Below are 18,693 nucleotides of genomic sequence, written 5' to 3' on the forward strand. Positions count from 1 at the left end.
TATGCCAGCACCGGCGCAGCAACCCGACGGGCACGTCTACGTATCGCTGGCGCAGCTGATGGCGCTGGCGTTCGATGCCCGTGGCCTGAGCTTTCTGGCGCGCCAGCCCAGGGCCAGCGTGCTGGCCGGCAGCCACGCCTCGCGCCTGCGCGGGCGCGGCCTGAACTTCGACGAGCTGCGCCGCTACCAGCCCGGCGACGACCTGCGCCATCTCGACTGCAGGGCCAGCCTGCGCACCGGCACGCCGGTGGTACGCACCTTCACCGAAGAACGCGACCGCCCGGTGCTGGTGGTGCTCGACCAGCGTATGTCGATGTTCTTCGGCTCGCAGGTCAGCTTCAAGTCGGCGCTGGCCGCGCAACTGGCCGCGCTGTGCGCGTGGATCGCGCTGGCTGCAGGCGACCGGGTCGGCGCCCTGCTGTTCGACGACACCCGCATCGAGTACCTGGCGCCGCTGCGCAGCCGCAGCCGGGTCCAGGCGATCTGCGCCAGGGCCGCACAGTTCAACCAGGCGCTGTCGGCAGATGTACCCGATGGCGATGCTGCGCACGGCCTCGACACAGTCCTGCAGCGCTGCCTGGCGCTGGCCGCGCACGACTGCCTGATCTGCTTCATCAGCGACTTCGCCGGTGCCGGCGAACGCACCCTGCATCAGTTGCGCCAGTTGCGTACCCACAACGACGTGATCGCGTTGCAGGTCTACGACCCGCTGGCCCTCGACCTGCCACGCCAGGGGCGGCTGCTGGTGACCCAGGGCCAGTTGCAGGTGGAGCTGGCGGTGGAGCGGCGTCAGGTGCACAAACCCTTGAGCGAGTTTCTCAGTGGCCGCCTGCACGACGTGGCGCAGATGCTGCGCCGCAGCCAGGTGCCGCTGCTGATGTTCAGCACCGCCCTGCCTGCCGCCCAACAGCTGCGCATGGAACTGGGCAAGCTGCGCAGGCCACCGGCATGAGCGCGCCAGTGCCCAGCGTCGACCAGCTCAAGGAGCTGGCGCTGCCGCCCGCCGTCAGCTACTGGCCACAAACCTGGGGCTGGGCGCTGCTGGCGGCATTGCTGCTGGCCTGGCTGCTGCTGTGGGCGGCGCTGCGCCTGCGCCGCTGGCAGCGCGACCGCTACCGCCGCCAAGCCCTGGCACGCCTGCGCCAGCTGGAACAGGCAATGGCAGATCAGACCCGGCGCGTGCAGGCCCTGCGCGAAGTGCCCGAGCTGCTCAAGCGCGTGGCCCTGTCGATGCCCGAGGCTCCGGCCGTGGCCCCGCTGCATGCCGCCGACTGGCAGGCATTTCTGGTGAGCCATTCACGCACCCCGCTGCCCGCCGACTTCGCCTGGCAACTGGCGCAGCTGGCCTATGCCCCCGACAGCCGCCTGCACGAAATCGATGCGTCAGCGCTGTTGGGCTACAGCCGCGACTGGGTGGAGCATCATCATGTGGCAGCTTGATTACCCCTGGCTGTTGCTGATGCTGGCGCTGCCCTTGCTCGGCTACCGCTACCTGCCGCCCTATCAGGAAGCCCGCAGCGCCTTGCGCGTACCGTTCTTCGAGGCCATCAGCCAGGCCACCGGGCAGCGTCCGCGCCTGCCCGGCACCCGGGCCAATCGCTGGCAGCTGCTGTTGCACTGGCTGGTGTGGGCACTGCTGTGCCTGGCCGTGGCACGCCCGGTGCTGGTCGAGCCCCCCATCGAGCACCAGGCACCGGTACGCGACCTGATGCTGGCCATCGACATCTCCCAGTCGATGCAGACCGTCGACCTCAAGAACGCCGACGGCAAACCGGTTTCGCGCATCAGCGCGGTCAAGGCGGTGGTCGCCGACTTCATCGCCAGGCGCCAGCAGGACCGTCTCGGCCTGGTAGTGTTCGGCAGCGGCGCCTACGCCCAGGCACCGCTGACCCTGGACCACGCCAGCCTGTCGATCCTGCTGCAGCAGACCGACGTCGGTATGGCCGGGCCCAACACCGCCATTGGCGACGCCATCGGCCTGAGCCTCAAGCTGCTGGAGCAGGCTCACGAGCCGCAGAAGGTGCTGATCCTGCTGACCGACGGCAACGACACCAGCAGCGCCATCACCCCCGCCCACGCCGCCCAGATCGCCGCGGCCCGCGGGGTGGTGATCCATACCATCGGCATCGGCGACCCGCAGGCCGAAGCCGAGGCCAAGGTCGACCTGCCGACCTTGCAGCAGATCGCCACCGTCACCGGCGGGCAGTTCTTCCGGGCCCAGGACCGCGATGCCCTGCAACAGGTGTACGCCACCCTCGACACGCTCACCCCGCACGCGGTGAAGACCTACAGCCACCAACCCAAGCGCGACCTGTTCTGGCTGCCGCTGGGCGCGGCCCTGTTGCTGCTGACGCTGTACCACCTGCTCGCCCTGGCGGCAGCGTGGTGGCGCAGGCGCCTGCCAGTGGAGGCGCCCGCGCATGGACATTGACCTGAACAACCTGCACTTTCTGCGCCCGCTGTGGCTGTGGCTCTGGCTGCCCGCCGTGCTGCTGGTGCTGGCCTGGCGCCGCCAGCGCGGCCAGGCGCTTAACGTGAGCATCGCCCCGCAACTGCTGGCGCACCTGCGCATGGACGGCCACGACCGGCACCGCATTCGCCCCATACACCTGCTGGCGGCCCTGCTCGCACTCGGCGCACTGGCCGCTGCCGGCCCCACCTGGGAGCAGGACCGCCCGCAGTTTCTCGACAACCGCGCGCCATTGATCCTGGCCCTGGACCTGTCCGGCTCGATGGACGCCAGCGACCTCTCGCCCACCCGCCTGGAGGCCGCCAAGCACAAGCTGCACAGCCTGGTGCAACGCCGCCAGGGCGCAGCCACCGGGCTGATCGCCTATGCCGGCAGCGCACACCTGGTGCTGCCCCCCACCCGCGACCCGGCGCTGCTCGACAGCTTCATCCAGGCGCTGGGCAGCGACCTGATCGAACAGCCTGGCAAGAACGTTTTGGCCGTGGTGGCGCTGGCCCGCCAACTGATCGCCGACGAGCCCGGCCCCGCCACCCTGGTGCTGCTCACCGACGGTGCCGACACCACGCAACTGGCCCCGCTGGGCAAGGCCCTGGACGCCAGCCTGCTGCAGGTACTGGTGCTGGCGGTGGGCAGCAGCGATGGCGGTCTGGTCAGGGGCGCCGACGGTCAGCCGCGCACCGACAGCAACGGCCGGCCGCAACTGGGCCGCTTCGAAAAGGCCGGCCTCGAACAACTGGCCAGGGCGCTGGATGCACCACTGGGCAGCCTGACCCCCGACGATGACGACCTGGACTGGATCGAGGCCCATGCCCAGCAGCACTTCGCCGACGCCGACCCGGCCAGCCAGCAGCTGCGCTGGAAAGACGCCGGCTACTGGCTGTGCTGGCCGTTGCTGCTGATCGCCCTGTTGTGCATCCGCCGCGGCTGGAGCCTGAACTGGAGCGCGTGCCTGCTGCTGGGCCTGGTGCTGGCCCCGGACGGGGCGCGCGCCAATGCCCTGGTGGATGCATTCATGACCCCCGATCAGCAGGGTCGCTGGGCCTTCGAACACCACCACCTGCCCGCCGCGGCGGCGCACTTTCAGGACCCTTACTGGAAGGGCATTGCCGCCTACCAAGGGGCCGACTACGACCTGGCGCTGGCCAGTTTCGCGCGCCTGCACACCGCACCGGCCTATTTCTACCTGGGCAATATCTACACCCGCCGCTCCAAGTTCGACCAGGCCATCGCCGCCTATCGCCAGGCACTGGCCCTGCAACCGGGGTTTGCCGAGGCCCAGGCCAACCTCGCCCTGGCCATCGCCCTGCAGAGGGACACCGAGTCGGCGCAGCAGAACGCCCCAGAGGTGCAGGCCGACCAGGTGGCCTTCGACAAGCCGGCCGGCAAGGGCCCGAGCAAGCAGGTGCAGACCCCGCAGGCGACCTCGGACGCCCTGTGGCTGCAGAACCTCACCACCTCGCCCGCGCAGTTTCTCAAGCGCAAGTTCAGCCTGCAGGACCAGGCTGCCAGGGGGGCGCCATGAGGCTTGTCGGCCTGCTCCTGGCCTGGCTGCTGTGCAGCTGTGCGCTTGCCGCCGACCCGCAGTTGCGGGTGCAGGCGCAACTGCTGGGGGGCGACAGCGTGGTGGTAGGTGAAACCGTGCAGTTGCAGCTGGACGTGCTCACCGACACCTGGTTCACCGGCGCCCCGCAGTTGCCGACGCTGAGCGTGCCCGGCGCACTGGTCACCCCGCCCGGCGACCAGGCCCAGCACCTGACCCTGAACCTGGACGGCAGCACCTGGTTCGGCATGCGCTACCTGTACCCGATCACCGTGCAGCAGGCCGGCACCCTGGATATTCCCGCTCTGACCGTGACGGCCCGGCCGGGCAATGCCGCAGCCGCCCTGAGCGCCACCACGGCGGCGCTGCACCTGCGCGTACAACTGCCGACCGGGGTCGAGCCGGGCCAGGCGGTGCTGGTGGCCAGCGCCCTGAGCCTGACCCAGCAGGTGAACCCGGCAAGCAGAATACTCAAGGTGGGTGACAGCCTCACCCGCAGCGTGACCCTGCAGGCCCAGGGCGCGCCGAGCCTGATGCTGCCGGTGACGGCGCTGCAGGCTGTGCCGGGCCTGAGCCTCTACCTCAAGACGCCCCAGGTGCAGGCCCTCGACGATGGCCATGGCCATGTCGTGGGCGGCCAGCGCATCGACACCGCCAGCTACCGCATCGAGCAGCCCGGCAGCTACCAGCTGCCCGCCGTGCAGGTGCACTGGTGGAGCACCACCGAAAAGGCCCTGCGCAGCGCAACGCTGCCCGCCGTGCCCTTCACCGCCAGCGCCGGCCCTGCCTACAACCCGGTGTTCTCGGTGGCCGACGATCTGCAGCGTCTTGGCCAGCAGGGCCGCCTGCACCTGTCGCGGCACTGGCTCGGCGCCGCTTTGGTGCTCGCGGTACTGGGCCTGGCGTGGCGGGTGTGGCGTAGCCGCGGGCCGACCTGGCTGGCCCGCTGGCGGCACTGGCAGGCCCGACGCTAGGCCCGTCGCCTCGCCTCTGCCGAGCATGCATGGCAACAGGTGCCCGTTGATCTGGCCAGGCATCCGCCGCAGCTCACTGCGCTATACCTGTGGTTCAGGCGCAGCCAGGGCAGCGTGCGCCTGGCCACGGCCGACGACACCACCCTGCTGGCGCTGCTGCGACGCTGCTACGGCGCAGACGGCGCCCCCGATACGCTGCTCGCTGCGCTCAAGGCCGAACTTGCACAGCTTCAAGCACGGCATTCACCGCGCCAGCCTGCCGCGCCCGCGCGCCACGGCCTGCGCCCGCTCAATCCAATGCAGAACAGGGAGTCGCGATGAAATCCAGTCCGAGTGTTCGTGGGTGGCTGCTGCTGGTGTTGCTGCTGCACTGGCCATTGTCGGCCCAGGCCGATGCGCCGCTGCCCTCATGGCACCAGGGCGCCGCCAGGGCCGCCCTCGTGCAGTTCGTCGAAAGCGTCACCCGCGAGGGCGACCCGCAGTTCGTGGCCCCCGCGCAACGCATCGCGGTGTTCGACAACGACGGCACCCTGTGGAGCGAACAGCCCGCCTACTTCCAGGTGCTGTTCGCCTTCGACGAGATCCGCCGCATGGCCCCCGAGCACCCCGAGTGGAAGACCACCCAGCCGTTCAAGGCGGTGCTGGAAAACGACCAGAAGGCCCTGGCCGCCGCCGGCATGGACGGCCTGCTGAAAATCATCGGCGTGACCCATACCGGGGTCAGCACCGAAGCCTTCATCGGCCATGCCAGGGCCTGGCTGGCCAAGGCCCGTCACCCCACCCACCAGCGCCCCTACACCGAGATGATCTACCAGCCCATGCACGAGCTGCTCGACTACCTGCGCAGCCAGGGCTTCAAGGTGTACATCGTCTCCGGGGGCGACACCGCGTTCATGCGCGCCTTCGCCGACGAGGTGTACGGCGTGCCGCCCGAGCAGGTGATCGGCTCCAGCTTCGTCACCGAATACCAGCTGGTCGACGGCGTGCCGGCCCTGCTGCGTACCGCCAGGATCGCGCACAACGATGACGGCCCGGGCAAGCCCGAAAGCATCGACGCGATCATCGGGCGCCGGCCGATCCTGGCTTTCGGCAACTCCGACGGCGACCTGCAGATGCTGCAATGGACCGCCGCCGGCAAGGGCCCGCGCTTCATGGGCCTGGTGCACCACACCGACGCGAAACGTGAATGGGCCTACGACCGCCAGTCGCAGGTCGGACGGCTGGACAAGGCGCTGGACGAAGCGCGCCGCCAGCAATGGACAATCGTGGACATGGCGGCCGACTGGGCCCGGGTATTCCCGTTCGAGCCTGCCTCCACCCCGCAATCGCAGTGACGCGGTAACGAGCAAAGCAGTGATGCAACCGACATGTCGCCTGCGGGCGGCTCGAATGGCGAAAGGGAGGCAAGTCAGATGACTCGCATACGCAGATGGGCACCACAGCTCGCGCTGGTCGCGGCCACGGTGATGGGGCTCGCGACAGGGGCGGCAAGTGCCGCCGACAAGCCGAATATCCTGGTGATATTCGGCGACGACATCGGCCAGACCAATATCAGTGCCTACTCGATGGGGGTGGTCGGCTACCAGACCCCCAACATCGACCGCATTGCCAAGGAAGGCATGCTGTTCACCGACTACTACGCGGAAAACAGCTGCACCGCCGGCCGCTCCAGCTTCATCACCGGGCAGACGCCACTGCGCACCGGCCTGTCCAAGGTCGGCGCACCGGGGGCGCCGGTGGGCCTGCAGGACCGCGACATCACCATCGCCCAGGCACTCAAGTCGCTGGGCTACGCCACCGGGCAGTTCGGCAAGAACCACCTGGGCGACAAGGACGAGTACCTGCCGACCAAGCACGGCTTCGACGAGTTCTTCGGCAACCTCTACCACCTCAACGCCGAAGAAGAGCCCGAGCGCCCCTACTGGCCCAAGGACCCGAACGACCCCTACGTGAAGAACTTCAGCCCGCGCGGGGTGATCCACGCCTTCGCCGACGGCAAGATCGAGGACACCGGTTCGCTCAACAAGAAGCGCATGGAAACCATCGACGATGAAACCACCGGCGCGGCCGAGGAGTTCATCAAGAAGCAAGTGGCCGCCGACAAGCCGTTCTTCGTGTGGATGAACACCACGCGCATGCACGTGTACACCCATGTGCGCGACTCGATGAAGGGCCAGAGCGGCATGCCCGGCAACGAGTACGCCGACGGCATGCTCGAGCACGATGGCGACGTGGGCAAGCTGCTCAAGACCCTCGACGACCTGAAGATCGCCGACAACACCATCGTGATCTACACCACCGACAACGGGCCCAACCAGTTCTCCTGGCCGGACGCGGCGACCACGCCGTTTCGCAGCGAGAAGGACTCCAACTGGGAAGGCGCCTTCCGCGTGCCGGCGATCATCCGCTGGCCGGGCAAGATCAAGGAAGGCACGGTGTCCAACGAGATGTTCTCGGGCCTGGACTGGTTCCCCACCCTGCTGGCAGCTGCCGGTGACACCGGCGTGAAGGACAAGCTGCTCAAGGGCTGGGCACCGACTGCCGGTGGCAAGAATTTCAAGGTGCACCTGGACGGCTACAACCAGCTGCCCTACCTCACCGGCCAGCAACCCAAGGGCGCACGTGACGAGTTCTACTACTTCAACGACGACGGCGACCTGGTGGCGATGCGCTTCGGCGACTGGAAGGCGGTGTTCTGCGAACAGCGTCGCCCCGGCGGCTTCGAAGTGTGGCAGGACCCCTTCGTGTGCCTGCGCGTGCCGAAGATCTTCAACCTGCGCATGGACCCGTATGAGCGCGCCGACGTGGTCTCTGACCAGTACAACGACTGGCTGGCGAAGAACGTCTACCTGACCGGCATCGCCACCATGAAGGCCTCGGTGTTTCTCGAAACCTTCATCGACTACCCACCCAGCCAGCACCCGGCCAGCTTCAGCGTCGACCAGGTGCGCAAGCAGGTGGACGCGAAGATCGAGGAGAAGATGAAGCAAGGCAAGCAATAGGCGACAAGCTGCACACGGATGCCTCGTCCCTGACGGGGCATTTTGCCGACTGCGATACCCGCCCAACCCGCCAATCTGCTGCTAGGCTCAAGCACTGGTTGTCCCTCCCGCGAGGGCGTATTCCCAGCACTCACCACAAGGCCCCTTGCCCTGATGCCGGTCGCCAGCCGCTCCTCCCGACACGCCAAAGCCCCCGCCGCCTGCGCTCCACCCCGCACACTGCCCCTGGCAGCGACCCTGCTGCTGGTCTCCGGCAGCGCGGCGCTGATCTATCAGGTGCTGTGGATCAAGCAGCTGTCACTGGTGGTGGGGGTGGAAGTGCATGCGATCACCACCGGCATCAGCGCATTCTTCGCCGGGCTGGCGCTGGGCGGTTGGTGGCTGGGGCGTCACGCCGATCGGCTGCGCCAGCCGCTGCGCCTGTATGCGCTGCTCGAACTGGCCGTGGCCGTGGTCGGCATCGCGGCCACCCTGGCCCTGGGCAGCAGCGCCGGGTTGTTCGCCCGCCTGCAGGGCAGCATCGGGCTGCTGGCCTGGGCGCTGCCGTTCAGCCTGGTTGCCCTGCCGGCGCTGCTGATGGGCGGCACCCTGCCGGTGCTGGTGCGTGCCGTGACCGCGCAAGGGGCAACGGCCGGACGCGCCGGCGGGCAGCTGTACGCGGCCAACACGGCCGGGGCGATTGTCGGCACCCTGCTCGCAGCCTTTGTGCTGATCCCGCTGCTGGGGGTACGCGGCAGTGCCTGTGCCGCCGCCATGCTCAACCTGCTGGCCGGGGCCGGCGCACTGTGGCTGCTGCGCCTGACACCGGACGTCGAAGCCGACACCGTGGTAACCGCCAGCGCCCCGCGCAGCCCGGCGGCGCGCCTGGCCCTGGCCCTGTACGCGGTAGCCGGGGGCATTGCGCTGGGCTATGAGGTGATCTGGTCACAGGCCCTGGTGCAGTTCATGAGCACCCGCACCTTCGCCTTTGCGGTGATGCTGGCCACCTACCTGGCCGGGCTGATGCTGGGCAGCGCACTGATTGCCCGGCGCGTGGAGCGGCTGCGCGACCCGTGGGCCACCTTTGCCGTGCTGATCGGTGCGGCGGGGCTGCTGGCGCTGCTGGAAATCGCCGGGCTGGGGCGCTGGCTGATCAGTGCGCAGACCCAGGCCGAAGCGCTGGTACTGGGCCTGGGCGGCAGCGCACTGGCGGGCATGAGTGCCCGCTTTGCGGTGGTGGCGGTGAGCGTCGTGCTGCTGCCCACCACGCTGCTGGGGGCGGCGTTCCCGGTGGCGCTGCGCCTGGCCTGCGCGCCGGGCCATGCGGGGCGCGACGTGGGCGCGGTGGTGGCGCTCAACACCCTGGGCGGGATTGCCGGGGTGATGCTGTGCGGGTTCGTGCTGGTGCCCGCGCTGGGGCTGGTGCGCAGCCTGGGGGTGCTGGCGGTACTGGCGGCAGGGGTCGGGGTAATCGCGGTCGTGGTGGGGGCAGGCCTGGCCGCTTCGCCGGCAAGGCCGGCGCCTGCAGGTACAGGCTCAGGATCTGCTCGAACCCTGTGGGAGCGGGCTTGCCAGCGAACAGGCGCGCTCAGTCAACCCAGATTCATCGCCCTCTACGCCATTGCCCTGGCCAGCCTCCTGACCGCCCTGCTCACCCCACCCCAGCGCCTGGCCAACCTGCTGCCCGGCGCGCGCAGCGGCGAGCTGGTGTTCTATCAGGAAGGCCGTGGCGCCACGGTCGCCGTGGTCGAACAGCACAAGCCCCAGGGCAGCTTTCGTCGCCTGTACATCCAGGGCGTGTCCAACACCGGCGATGCCATGCCGTCGCTGCGCTACATGCGCCTGCAGGCCCTGCTGCCACTGTTGATCCACAACGGCGAGCCGCGCTCGGCGCTGGTGATCGGGCTGGGCACCGGCATCACCGCCGGCGCCCTGCTGCGCTACCCGGGCCTGGAGCAACGCGTGGTGGCCGAACTGCTGCCGGCGGTGGTGCACGCCTCGACGCTGTTCCAGGGCAACTACCACGCCGCCGACGATGCGCGCCTGGACATCCGCCTGCGCGACGGGCGCCGTGAACTGCTGGCCAGCCCGCAGCCCTACGACCTGATCACCCTGGAGCCACCGCCCCCCTCGGCAGCCGGCGTGGTCAACCTGTACTCGCGTGACTTCTACCAGCTGGCCGCCAGCCGCCTCAACCCCCAGGGCCTGGTCGCCCAGTGGCTGCCGCTGCCCACCCAGAACATCGACGACAGCCGTGCCCTGGTGCGCAGCTTCATCGACGTGTTCCCGCATGCCTCGCTGTGGACCACCGAGTTCCATGAAATGCTGCTGGTCGGCTCGCTGCAGCCGGTGCGCCTGGACCTGCCGCGCATCAGCGCGCGCCTGGCGCACCCCCCCGTGCAACGCACCCTGGCCGAGGTGGGCGTGGACTCGCCGGCCGCACTGCTGGCCACCTGGGTCACCGACCGCGCCGGCCTGGAGCGCTTTGCCGCACAGGCCCCGGCCGTCACCGACGACCAGCCACGCATCGAGTACGCCCCCTGGGTGCGCAGCGACGAGATCACCCGGGTGTTGCCGGCCCTGCTGGCGCTGGGCAGCCCGGTGCCGCTGGAAGGCGCCGATGCCCTGGCCAGCCTGCGCCTGAACGACCAGCGCCAGCGCCTGCAGCGCTTCTACCAGGTGGGCCTGAGCGCCTACCGCGGCCAGCGCGACACCTGGGCGCGACAGGTTCAGGGCGTGATGCGAGAAGATGGCAGCAACCCGTACTACCGTTGGTTCCTGGGCATGCCGTGAAGCGCGCCGCCTGATTGAAGCGCCCCTTACCCCAACAGCATGGACGTCTGCATGTCGAAAAAGCGCGCCGTTACGCCGCCCCAACAGCCCCCCGTGCGCGGCACCAGCCTGCTCTGGCCGGTGCTGGCCGGGGCGGTCCTGCTGGCCCTGCTGGGCACCTGGTTCGCCCTCGACCGTGCCCCGGCACACCTGCCGGTGGCCGCGCAGAGCACGCCACCAGCCCCGCCAGCGCCAAGCAGCCCCGCCCCGGCGCTGGTCGACGAAGCCACCTGCCAGGGTTGCCATGGCGAACAGGTTCGCCAGTGGCAAGGTTCCCATCACCAGTTGGCGATGCAGCCGGCCACCGCCCAGACCGTGCTGGGCAATTTCGCCGACGTGCAGTTCAAGAGCGACCGCGAGACCACGCGCTTCTTTCGCCAGGGCGACCGCTTCTGGGTCAACACCCCAGGCGCCGACGGCCGGCCCCAGGATTTCGAGGTGGCCTATGCCTTCGGCATCGAGCCTTTGCAGCAGTACCTGATCGACACCGGCGGCGGGCACCTGCAGGCGCTCGGGGTGGCCTGGGATACGCGCCAGCAGCAGTGGTTTCACCTGTACCCCGGCCAGGGCGTGGACTTCAAGAACCCGCTGCACTGGAGCAAGCCGCAGCAGAATGCCAACTTCATGTGCGTGGAGTGCCATACCACCGGCTTCAAGCGCAATTTCAACGCTGCCAGCGCCACCTTCGACAGCCACTGGAACAGCCTGGGCGTGGGGTGCCAGGCGTGCCACGGCCCGGCCTCCGGGCACCTGGCGTGGGCGGCGCAAAAGCCGGCCAGGCAGGTTGCCCATGCCGGCTTCCAGCAGAGCCTGGTGGAGGGTGGCAACCTGGCCGAAGTCGAGACCTGTGCCCGCTGCCATGCGCGCCGCGCGCCGCTGGGCGATGGCTTTCACAACGAGCGCCGCCTGATGGACGACTACCTGCCCAGCCGCCTGACCCGCGAGCTGTATGAGCTGGACGGCAAGATCAAGGACGAGGTGTTCGAGTACGGCGCCTTCACCCAGAGCAAGATGTTCGCCAAGGGCGTGCGCTGCAGCAATTGCCACGAGCCCCACAGCACCCAGCTCAAGGCACCGGGCGACGGGGTGTGCCTGCAGTGCCACAACCCTGCGGGCAAGACCGGCGTGGCCGGGGTCGACGGCGCCGGGCTCAAGGCCCGCGACTATACCGCCACCGAGCACCATCACCATGCCCCCGGCAGCCCCGCGGCGCAGTGCGTCAGCTGCCACATGCCCGGCAAGTTCTACATGGTCAATGACTATCGCCACGACCACGGCTTCAGCATTCCGGCACCGGCCCAGGCACTGGCGCTGGGCACGCCGGATGCCTGCCTGGGGTGTCACAAGGGCAGTGCCGGGCAGCGCGTCAGCGAGCAGTTCGCGCTGTGGTACGCCGACCGGCCCTCCGACACACCGGCCTACGCTGCCAGCCTGGACCTGCTGCGCAGCGGCAAACCCGGTGCCGCCCAGGCGCTGCTGACGCAACTGGCCAACCGCGAACTGCCGGCGATCCGCCGCGCCACCCTGCTCGCCGAACTGCCCAACTACCCGAGCGAACGTACCCTGCAGGCGGCGCGCAGCGCCCTGGGCGACAGCGCACCGCAGGTACGCGCCGCGGCGGTGGAAGCCCTGGCCGCGCTGCTGCCCCCGCAACAGCGAAGCATGCCGCTGGCCCCCTTGCTGCGTGACCCGGTGCTGGCCGTGCGCATCGCGGCCGCCTACGCCCTGCTGCCGGCACGGGCAGCCGGGCTGGGCGCGGCGCAGGCGGCGTTCGAGCAGGCGCTGGGCGAATACGAAAGCGTGCAGCTGAGCCTGCTCGAACGCGCCGAAGCCAACCTCAACCTGGCCCTGCTGTACCAGGCCAACGGACGCACCGATGCGGTCGAGCCGTACCTGCGCAGCGCGGTGCTGCGCGACGCCGACTTCCTGCCGGCCCGTGTGGCCCTGGTGCAGTGGCTGGACAGCCATGGTCGCCAGGACGAAGCACGCACGCTGCTGGAAGACAGCCTGCGCCAGCACCCCGACTCGGCGCTGCTGCAGCAGGCCCACGGCCTGGCCCTGATTCGCCAGGGCCGTCGCGACCAAGCGTTGGTGGCGCTGCGCAAGGCCGTGCAGCTGGCCCCGCAGAACGCCGGCTACGGGTATGTGCTGGCGGTGGCCCTGCACGATCAGGGGCAGCGCGAGCCGGCAATGCAACAACTGTGGAGCAGCCTGCAACAACAACCGTTTAACCGTGATGTTCGGCTGGCCTTGATGCATTATCTGCAACAGGCCCGGCAGGTGGACACAGCCAATGCCCTGCTCGAGTCGCTGCGCCAGCTCAACCCCTACGACCCGATGCTGCAACCGCGCCCCGCCAGCGGGAGCTGAGGGCCTGCAAAAAATTTGATGAAGGCAATATCGAACTAGAATCAGGCCTGCACACTCAGATGCGCATGTGCCTTACCTACCCTGCTCAGGAGCTTGTCCAAATGGCTGCACTGCAACCTGTCACCCTCACCGCCATCCGCACCCACCAGGCCTCCCTGGTAGCCGAATGGCTGGCCGGGCTGGACGCGTCGGGTGCCACGCGCAACCTCAAGGCCGACGACCTCAAGCGCCAGACCGAAGAGTTTCTCGACCTGCTGCACGCCGGCCTGCAGAACGGCGATGCCAGCAACCTCAACGCCGGTGCCTGGGACGAGGTGCGCCTGTTCCTGGAAAAGCTCTCCCATAGCCGCGCCCTGCTCGGCCAGGACTCGCAGCAGACTGCCACCTTCATCTTCTCCCTCAAGGGCCCGCTGTTCGCCCTGCTGCAGCGCGAGTACAGCGAGCAGCCGGCGCAACTGGCCAACCAGCTGCTGCAGGTGTCCGAACTGCTCGATGCCCTGGGCCTGCACACCATCCGCACCTTCCAGAAATCCCGCGAGGCGGTGATCAAGCGCCAGCAGGAAGAACTGCTGGAGCTGTCCACCCCGGTGGTCAAGCTGTGGGACGGCGTACTGGCACTGCCGATGATCGGCACCCTGGACTCGCAACGCACCCAGGTGGTGATGGAATCGCTGCTGCAGCGCATCGTCGACACCGGCTCTGAAATCGCCATCATCGACATCACCGGTGTGCCCACCGTCGATACCCTGGTGGCCCAGCACCTGCTCAAGACCGTGACCGCCATCCGCCTGATGGGCGCCGACTGCATCATCAGCGGTGTACGCCCGCAGATCGCCCAGACCATCGTGCACCTGGGCCTGGACCTGCAGGGCGTGGTGACCAAGGCCAACCTGGCCGACGCCCTGAAGCTGGCCCTGCATCGCCTGGGCCTGTCCGTCGCCAAGGCGGGCTGAAGCCATGGAGCGCATCCCGATTCTGCAAATCGGCGAATTCCTGCTGGTGACCATCCAGGTCGACATGCATGACCAGCTGGCCATGACCCTGCAGGACGACCTGTCCGAGCGCATCAGCGCGACCTCGGCCAAAGGCGTGCTGATCGACATCTCGGCGCTGGACATGGTCGATTCCTTCATCGGCCGCATGATCGGCACCATCTCCGGGGTGTCGCGCATCATGGACACGCAGACCGTGCTGGTGGGCATGCAGCCGGCCGTGGCGATCACCCTGGTCGAACTGGGCCTGACCCTGCCCGGCGTGCGTACCGCGCTCAACGCCGAGCGCGGCATGCGCCTGCTCAACAACTCGGCTGCACCGCAATGAGCGCCGAGCAAAGCGGCACCCAGCCCATCCTGCTGGAGCAGGATGTGGTACGTGCACGGCAACTGGCGCGCACCCTGGCCCAGGGCTGCGGCATGAGCCTGATCAACCTGACCAAGCTGGTCACGGCGGTCAGCGAGCTGGCCCGCAACGCCGTGGTGTATGGCGGCGGTGGCCACATGGACTGGCAGGTGGTCGAGAAGGACCATCGCAAGGGCCTGCGCCTGACCTTTCGCGACGAAGGGCCGGGCATCCCCGACATCAAGCTGGCCATGACCGATGGCTGGACCAGCGGCGGCGGCCTGGGCCTGGGCCTGACCGGGGCCAAGCGCCTGGTGGACGAGTTCGAACTGGATACCGCCCCCGGGGCCGGCACGCGCGTGACGATTCTGCGATGGGCCTGAGTATCCTGGGCAGCCTGACCCAGGTGCTACCGATAGAAGACGAGAGCCAGGTCGGTCATGCACGGCGCAGCGTGCAACGCCTGGCCGAACAGCAGGGTTTCGATGCCACCGACGCCGGGCGCGCCGCGCTGCTGGCCACCGAGCTTGCAAGCAACCTGCTCAAGCATGCCGGGCGCGGTGAACTGCACCTGCGGGTGCTGCCCAACAGCGGCTACAGCGGGCTGGAACTGATCGCCATCGACCGTGGTGCGGGCTTCGACCTGCACCACTGCCTGGCCGACGGGTTCTCCACCGGCGGTACCCAGGGCATCGGCCTGGGCGCGATCAAGCGCCTGGCCGATGTGTTCGATGTGTACGCCGACAGCCGTGGCGCCGCCGTGCTGGCGCGCCTGTACCCGCGCAGCAGCGCGGCCTGCGACCTGCGCTGGGGCGCCAGCCAGCACAGCCTGCATCACGACCCGGCCTGTGGCGATGCCTGGTACCTGGCCTACGACGGCCAGCGCATCAGTGCCCTGGTGGTCGACGGGCTGGGCCACGGCGAGCTCGCCGAACGGGCCGCCCACGCCGGCACCCAGGCCTTTGCCCAGGCCCCGTTCGCCGACCCCGCGCAGGTGCTCGAGGCAATGCACGTCAACATGCAGGGCACCCGTGGCGGCGCCGCGGCCTTCGCCCAGTACGACAACGGCGCGCTGCGTTTCAGCGGCGTCGGCAACATCGGCGCGCACCTGCTCGCACCCGGTAGCAGTCGTGGCCTGGCCTCGCACCCGGGTATCGTCGGCGGGCAATTCCGTCGCGTGCGCCCCTTTGACTATGCTGATGTGCATGCCAACCTGCTGGTGCTCTACAGCGACGGGCTGCAATCGCGCTGGGACCTGCAGCAGTATCCTGGCCTCATGCATCAGCACCCGGCACTGATCGCCGCCGTGCTGCATCGCGACTTCTGCCGAGGCCGCGATGATGTCACCGTGCTGGTTGTTGCCCTGGAGACCCTAAGTGGCTGATTCCCCTACCCTTGCCGACACCGAGGCGCAGGCGCTGATCGCGCGGCTGCGTGAAGAGGGCGACGCCCTGCGCGCCGAACTCGAAGAAACCAACCAGGGCGTGCTGGCCCTGTATGCCGAGCTGGATATCCAGGCCGAGCAACTGCGCCAAGCCTCGGACCTCAAGAGCCGCTTCCTGTCGTACATGAGCCACGAGTTTCGCACGCCGCTGGGTTCGATCCTGAGCATCGCCCGCCTGCTCAGCGACGAGCTGGACGGCCCGCTGAGCCCCGAGCAGCACAAGCAGGTGACCTTCGTCAGCAATTCGGCGCGCGAACTGAGCGACATGGTCGACGACCTGCTCGACCTGGCCAAGATCGAGGCCGGGCGCATCACCATCTCGCCGGCCTGGTTCGACATGCTCGACCTGTTCGCGGCCCTGCGCGGCATGTTCCGGCCGATCGTCGATGCCTCGGCGGTCGACCTGATCTTCGAAGAGCCCCAGGGCCTGCCGCGCCTGTACAGCGACGACAAGAAGCTGGCGCAGATCCTGCGCAACTTCATTTCCAACGCGCTGAAATTCACCGCCCGTGGCGAAGTGCGGGTATCGTCGCAACTGGAAGACGACGGCCAGATCCGCTTTGCGGTGCACGACACCGGCATCGGCATCCCGGGCGAGCTGCACGACACGCTGTTCGAGGACTTCGCACAGATCGACTCGCCGCTGCAGAAGCGCCTGCGTGGCACCGGCCTGGGCCTGTCGCTGTGCAAGCGCTTCGCGGCGCTGCTGGGTGGCCGGGTCGGGGTCGAGAGTACACCCGGGGTCGGTTCGACCTTCTACGTAGTGATCCCCTTGGCGCTGGCCCAGGAGCCTGGTGATGAAGCCTGACATCCGCCTGCTGATCGTCGACGACAACATCGTCACCCGCTATGCCCTGCGCCGGCGCCTGGAATGCCATGGCTACCGCATCGACGAGGCCGGCACCGGTGGCGAGGGCCTGGAGCTGATTGCCAGCCAGACCTACGACGCGCTGATCCTGGATGTACACCTGCCGGACATGAGCGGCTTCGATATCGTGCGCATCCTGCGCGCCACCCCGGCCACCGCGTTGCTGCCGGTGATCCACGTATCGGCGGCCGCCATCGGTACCGGCGACATCATCACCGGGCTGGACGCCGGGGCCGACGCCTACCTGATCCACCCGGTCGACCCCGAGGTGTTGCTGGCCACCCTGCGCACGCTGCTGCGGGTACGCGACACCGAGCAGGCGCTGCGCGAGAGCGAGGCGCGCTTTCGCGAGATCTTCGTCAGCACCGCCGCGCCCATCGCGCTGCTGGGCACCGGGCTCAAGGTGCACGAATGCAACCAGGCGTTCGCCCAGCTGATCCAGGACAACCTGAGCCCCGACACCCTGGTCGAGTGCTTTGCCGACGACCAGCAGCCGGTGATCGACGAACTGCTGCGCAGGCTCGGCACCCGGGACCGCTGGAAGGGCCTGCTGCACATGCGCGTCAACGGCCAGCTGCGCGAGACCCAGTGGCAGGTGTCGCCCTACCGCAGCGGCGAGTCGAGCCTGATCTTCGTCGAGGACGTGACCGAACAGCGCCACCGCGAACGCACCCAGCGCGCCGAACTGGACAGCGCGACCACCCTGCTGGCCCAGGAAGTGGCCGAGCGCGCCCGTACCGAGGCGCAGTTGCTGCAGGTGCAGAAGATGGACGCACTGGGCAAGCTTACCGGCGGCATCGCCCATGACTTCAACAACATGCTCACCGGCATCATCACCAGCCTGGAGCTGATCAAGAAACGCATCGAGCAGGGCCGCGTCGACAAGGTGCAGTCCTACGCCGACGCTGCACTGGGCGCCGCCATGGGGGCCGCCACCCTGACCCACCGCCTGCTCGCCTTTGCCCGCCAGCAACCGCTGGACCCCCGCCCGGCCGACATCAACCAGCACATCCGCTCGCTGGAGGAACTGCTGCGACGCACCATCGGCGAACACATCAGCCTGCACCTGAACCTGAGCGAGCACCTCAGCGTGGCCCTGGTAGACCCGATCCAGCTGGAGAACGCCGTGCTCAACCTGGTGATCAACGCGCGCGACGCGCTGCCCCAGGGTGGCAACATCTGGATCAGCACCTACGCGGCGCACACCCAGGACGACCTCAAGCTGGCCGATGGCGCCTACGTGGCATTGTCGGTGCGCGACGACGGCAGCGGCATCGCCCCCGAGGTGATCGGCAAGGTCTTCGACCCGTTCTTCACCACCAAGCCCATCGGCCAGGGCACCGGGCTGGGGCTGTCGACCATCTACGGCTTCGCCCGCCAGTCGGCCGGCGACGTGCAGATCCGCAGCACCGGCGGGCGCGGCACCGAAGTGACGCTGCTGCTGCCGGCCAGCCAGAGCCCGCTGTTGAGCATCACCGAACCCACACCCGACACCGTGATCAGTACCGCCGGCGAGCATGTGCTGGTGGTCGAGGACATGTCGGTGGTGCGCAGTTTCGTCTGCGAGGTGCTGACCGATGCCGGTTACCGCTGCACCCCGGCGCCGGACGTCGAAAGCGCCCTGCAGAAACTGCATGCCGACCCGAGCATCGCCCTGCTGCTCAGCGACGTGGGCCTGCCGCACATGAACGGGCGCGAGCTGGCCAATGTCGCGCGCATGCTGCGCCCGAGCCTGCCGGTGCTGTTCATGACCGGCTACGCCGAGAACGCCATCGACCGGCAGCATTTTCTCGGTGAGCGCATGGACATCGTCACCAAGCCGTTCCAGATCCACGAACTGCTGGACAAGGTTCGGCGCAGCCTCGACGCCTGAGCC

The 18,693-nt window shown here is 68.6% G+C and carries 16 protein-coding genes; all 16 read left to right on the top strand.

What is annotated here, in order from left to right; genetic code table 11:
• Position 1 precedes the first annotated feature (1 nt).
• The 16 genes from LOY33_RS16200 (at position 2) to LOY33_RS16275 (ending at position 18,690) form a co-directional block, all read left to right on the top strand.
• Entirely contained in the window at positions 2 to 952 is a 951-nt protein-coding gene (locus tag LOY33_RS16200; RefSeq protein WP_043859762.1) for a DUF58 domain-containing protein, read from the top strand.
• Positions 949 to 1,440 carry a DUF4381 domain-containing protein gene (locus tag LOY33_RS16205; RefSeq protein WP_258659391.1) on the top strand — a complete coding sequence of 164 codons (492 nt, stop codon included), beginning with the start codon at positions 949 to 951 and terminating at the stop codon, positions 1,438 to 1,440. Before LOY33_RS16200 ends, LOY33_RS16205 begins: the two co-directional genes overlap by 4 nt.
• Positions 1,427 to 2,431 (top strand): VWA domain-containing protein, encoded by a 1,005-nt coding sequence (locus tag LOY33_RS16210; RefSeq protein ID WP_116054873.1) that lies wholly within the window; start codon positions 1,427 to 1,429, stop codon positions 2,429 to 2,431. The genes LOY33_RS16205 and LOY33_RS16210 overlap by 14 nt, the downstream gene beginning before the upstream one ends.
• On the top strand, positions 2,421 to 3,992 hold the full coding sequence (locus tag LOY33_RS16215; RefSeq protein ID WP_258659392.1) for a VWA domain-containing protein: 1,572 nt from the start codon (positions 2,421 to 2,423) through the stop codon (positions 3,990 to 3,992). Before LOY33_RS16210 ends, LOY33_RS16215 begins: the two co-directional genes overlap by 11 nt.
• Positions 3,989 to 4,984, top strand: coding sequence for a BatD family protein (locus LOY33_RS16220; RefSeq protein WP_258659393.1), 996 nt, complete (start codon positions 3,989 to 3,991; stop codon positions 4,982 to 4,984). Before LOY33_RS16215 ends, LOY33_RS16220 begins: the two co-directional genes overlap by 4 nt.
• A gap of 39 nt (positions 4,985 to 5,023) precedes the next feature.
• Complete coding sequence (locus LOY33_RS16225) at positions 5,024 to 5,305, top strand: hypothetical protein (protein ID WP_258659394.1); 282 nt, start codon at positions 5,024 to 5,026, stop codon at positions 5,303 to 5,305.
• Positions 5,302 to 6,318 (top strand): HAD family phosphatase, encoded by a 1,017-nt coding sequence (locus LOY33_RS16230; protein ID WP_043859767.1) that lies wholly within the window; start codon positions 5,302 to 5,304, stop codon positions 6,316 to 6,318. The genes LOY33_RS16225 and LOY33_RS16230 overlap by 4 nt, the downstream gene beginning before the upstream one ends.
• A 78-nt stretch (positions 6,319 to 6,396) precedes the next feature.
• Positions 6,397 to 7,986, top strand: a complete 1,590-nt coding sequence (locus LOY33_RS16235; RefSeq protein WP_043859768.1) for an arylsulfatase — start codon at positions 6,397 to 6,399, stop codon at positions 7,984 to 7,986.
• 153 nt (positions 7,987 to 8,139) lie between these two features.
• Positions 8,140 to 10,758: a fused MFS/spermidine synthase gene (locus LOY33_RS16240; RefSeq protein WP_258659395.1), complete on the top strand. Its 2,619-nt coding sequence runs from the start codon at positions 8,140 to 8,142 to the stop codon at positions 10,756 to 10,758.
• A gap of 51 nt (positions 10,759 to 10,809) precedes the next feature.
• The gene (locus LOY33_RS16245) at positions 10,810 to 13,167 is read left to right on the top strand and encodes a cytochrome c3 family protein (RefSeq protein WP_100633339.1); all 2,358 of its coding nucleotides are present in this window, start codon (positions 10,810 to 10,812) and stop codon (positions 13,165 to 13,167) included.
• Positions 13,168 to 13,268: 101 nt separating this feature from the next.
• The gene (locus LOY33_RS16250) at positions 13,269 to 14,120 is read left to right on the top strand and encodes an STAS domain-containing protein (RefSeq protein ID WP_054915144.1); all 852 of its coding nucleotides are present in this window, start codon (positions 13,269 to 13,271) and stop codon (positions 14,118 to 14,120) included.
• A gap of 4 nt (positions 14,121 to 14,124) precedes the next feature.
• Complete coding sequence (locus LOY33_RS16255) at positions 14,125 to 14,487, top strand: STAS domain-containing protein (protein ID WP_043861203.1); 363 nt, start codon at positions 14,125 to 14,127, stop codon at positions 14,485 to 14,487.
• Positions 14,484 to 14,888 (top strand): anti-sigma regulatory factor, encoded by a 405-nt coding sequence (locus tag LOY33_RS16260; protein WP_043861202.1) that lies wholly within the window; start codon positions 14,484 to 14,486, stop codon positions 14,886 to 14,888. Before LOY33_RS16255 ends, LOY33_RS16260 begins: the two co-directional genes overlap by 4 nt.
• Positions 14,879 to 15,889 (top strand): ATP-binding protein, encoded by a 1,011-nt coding sequence (locus LOY33_RS16265; RefSeq protein ID WP_254998786.1) that lies wholly within the window; start codon positions 14,879 to 14,881, stop codon positions 15,887 to 15,889. Before LOY33_RS16260 ends, LOY33_RS16265 begins: the two co-directional genes overlap by 10 nt.
• Positions 15,882 to 16,757 (top strand): sensor histidine kinase KdpD, encoded by an 876-nt coding sequence (locus tag LOY33_RS16270; RefSeq protein ID WP_043861201.1) that lies wholly within the window; start codon positions 15,882 to 15,884, stop codon positions 16,755 to 16,757. The genes LOY33_RS16265 and LOY33_RS16270 overlap by 8 nt, the downstream gene beginning before the upstream one ends.
• Entirely contained in the window at positions 16,747 to 18,690 is a 1,944-nt protein-coding gene (locus LOY33_RS16275) for a response regulator (RefSeq protein ID WP_054915145.1), read from the top strand. The genes LOY33_RS16270 and LOY33_RS16275 overlap by 11 nt, the downstream gene beginning before the upstream one ends.
• Positions 18,691 to 18,693: the final 3 nt, after the last annotated feature.

This window comes from Pseudomonas sp. B21-036 (genome assembly GCF_024748925.1).
In the GTDB taxonomy this organism is placed as follows: Bacteria; Pseudomonadota; Gammaproteobacteria; order Pseudomonadales; family Pseudomonadaceae; genus Aquipseudomonas; species Aquipseudomonas palmensis.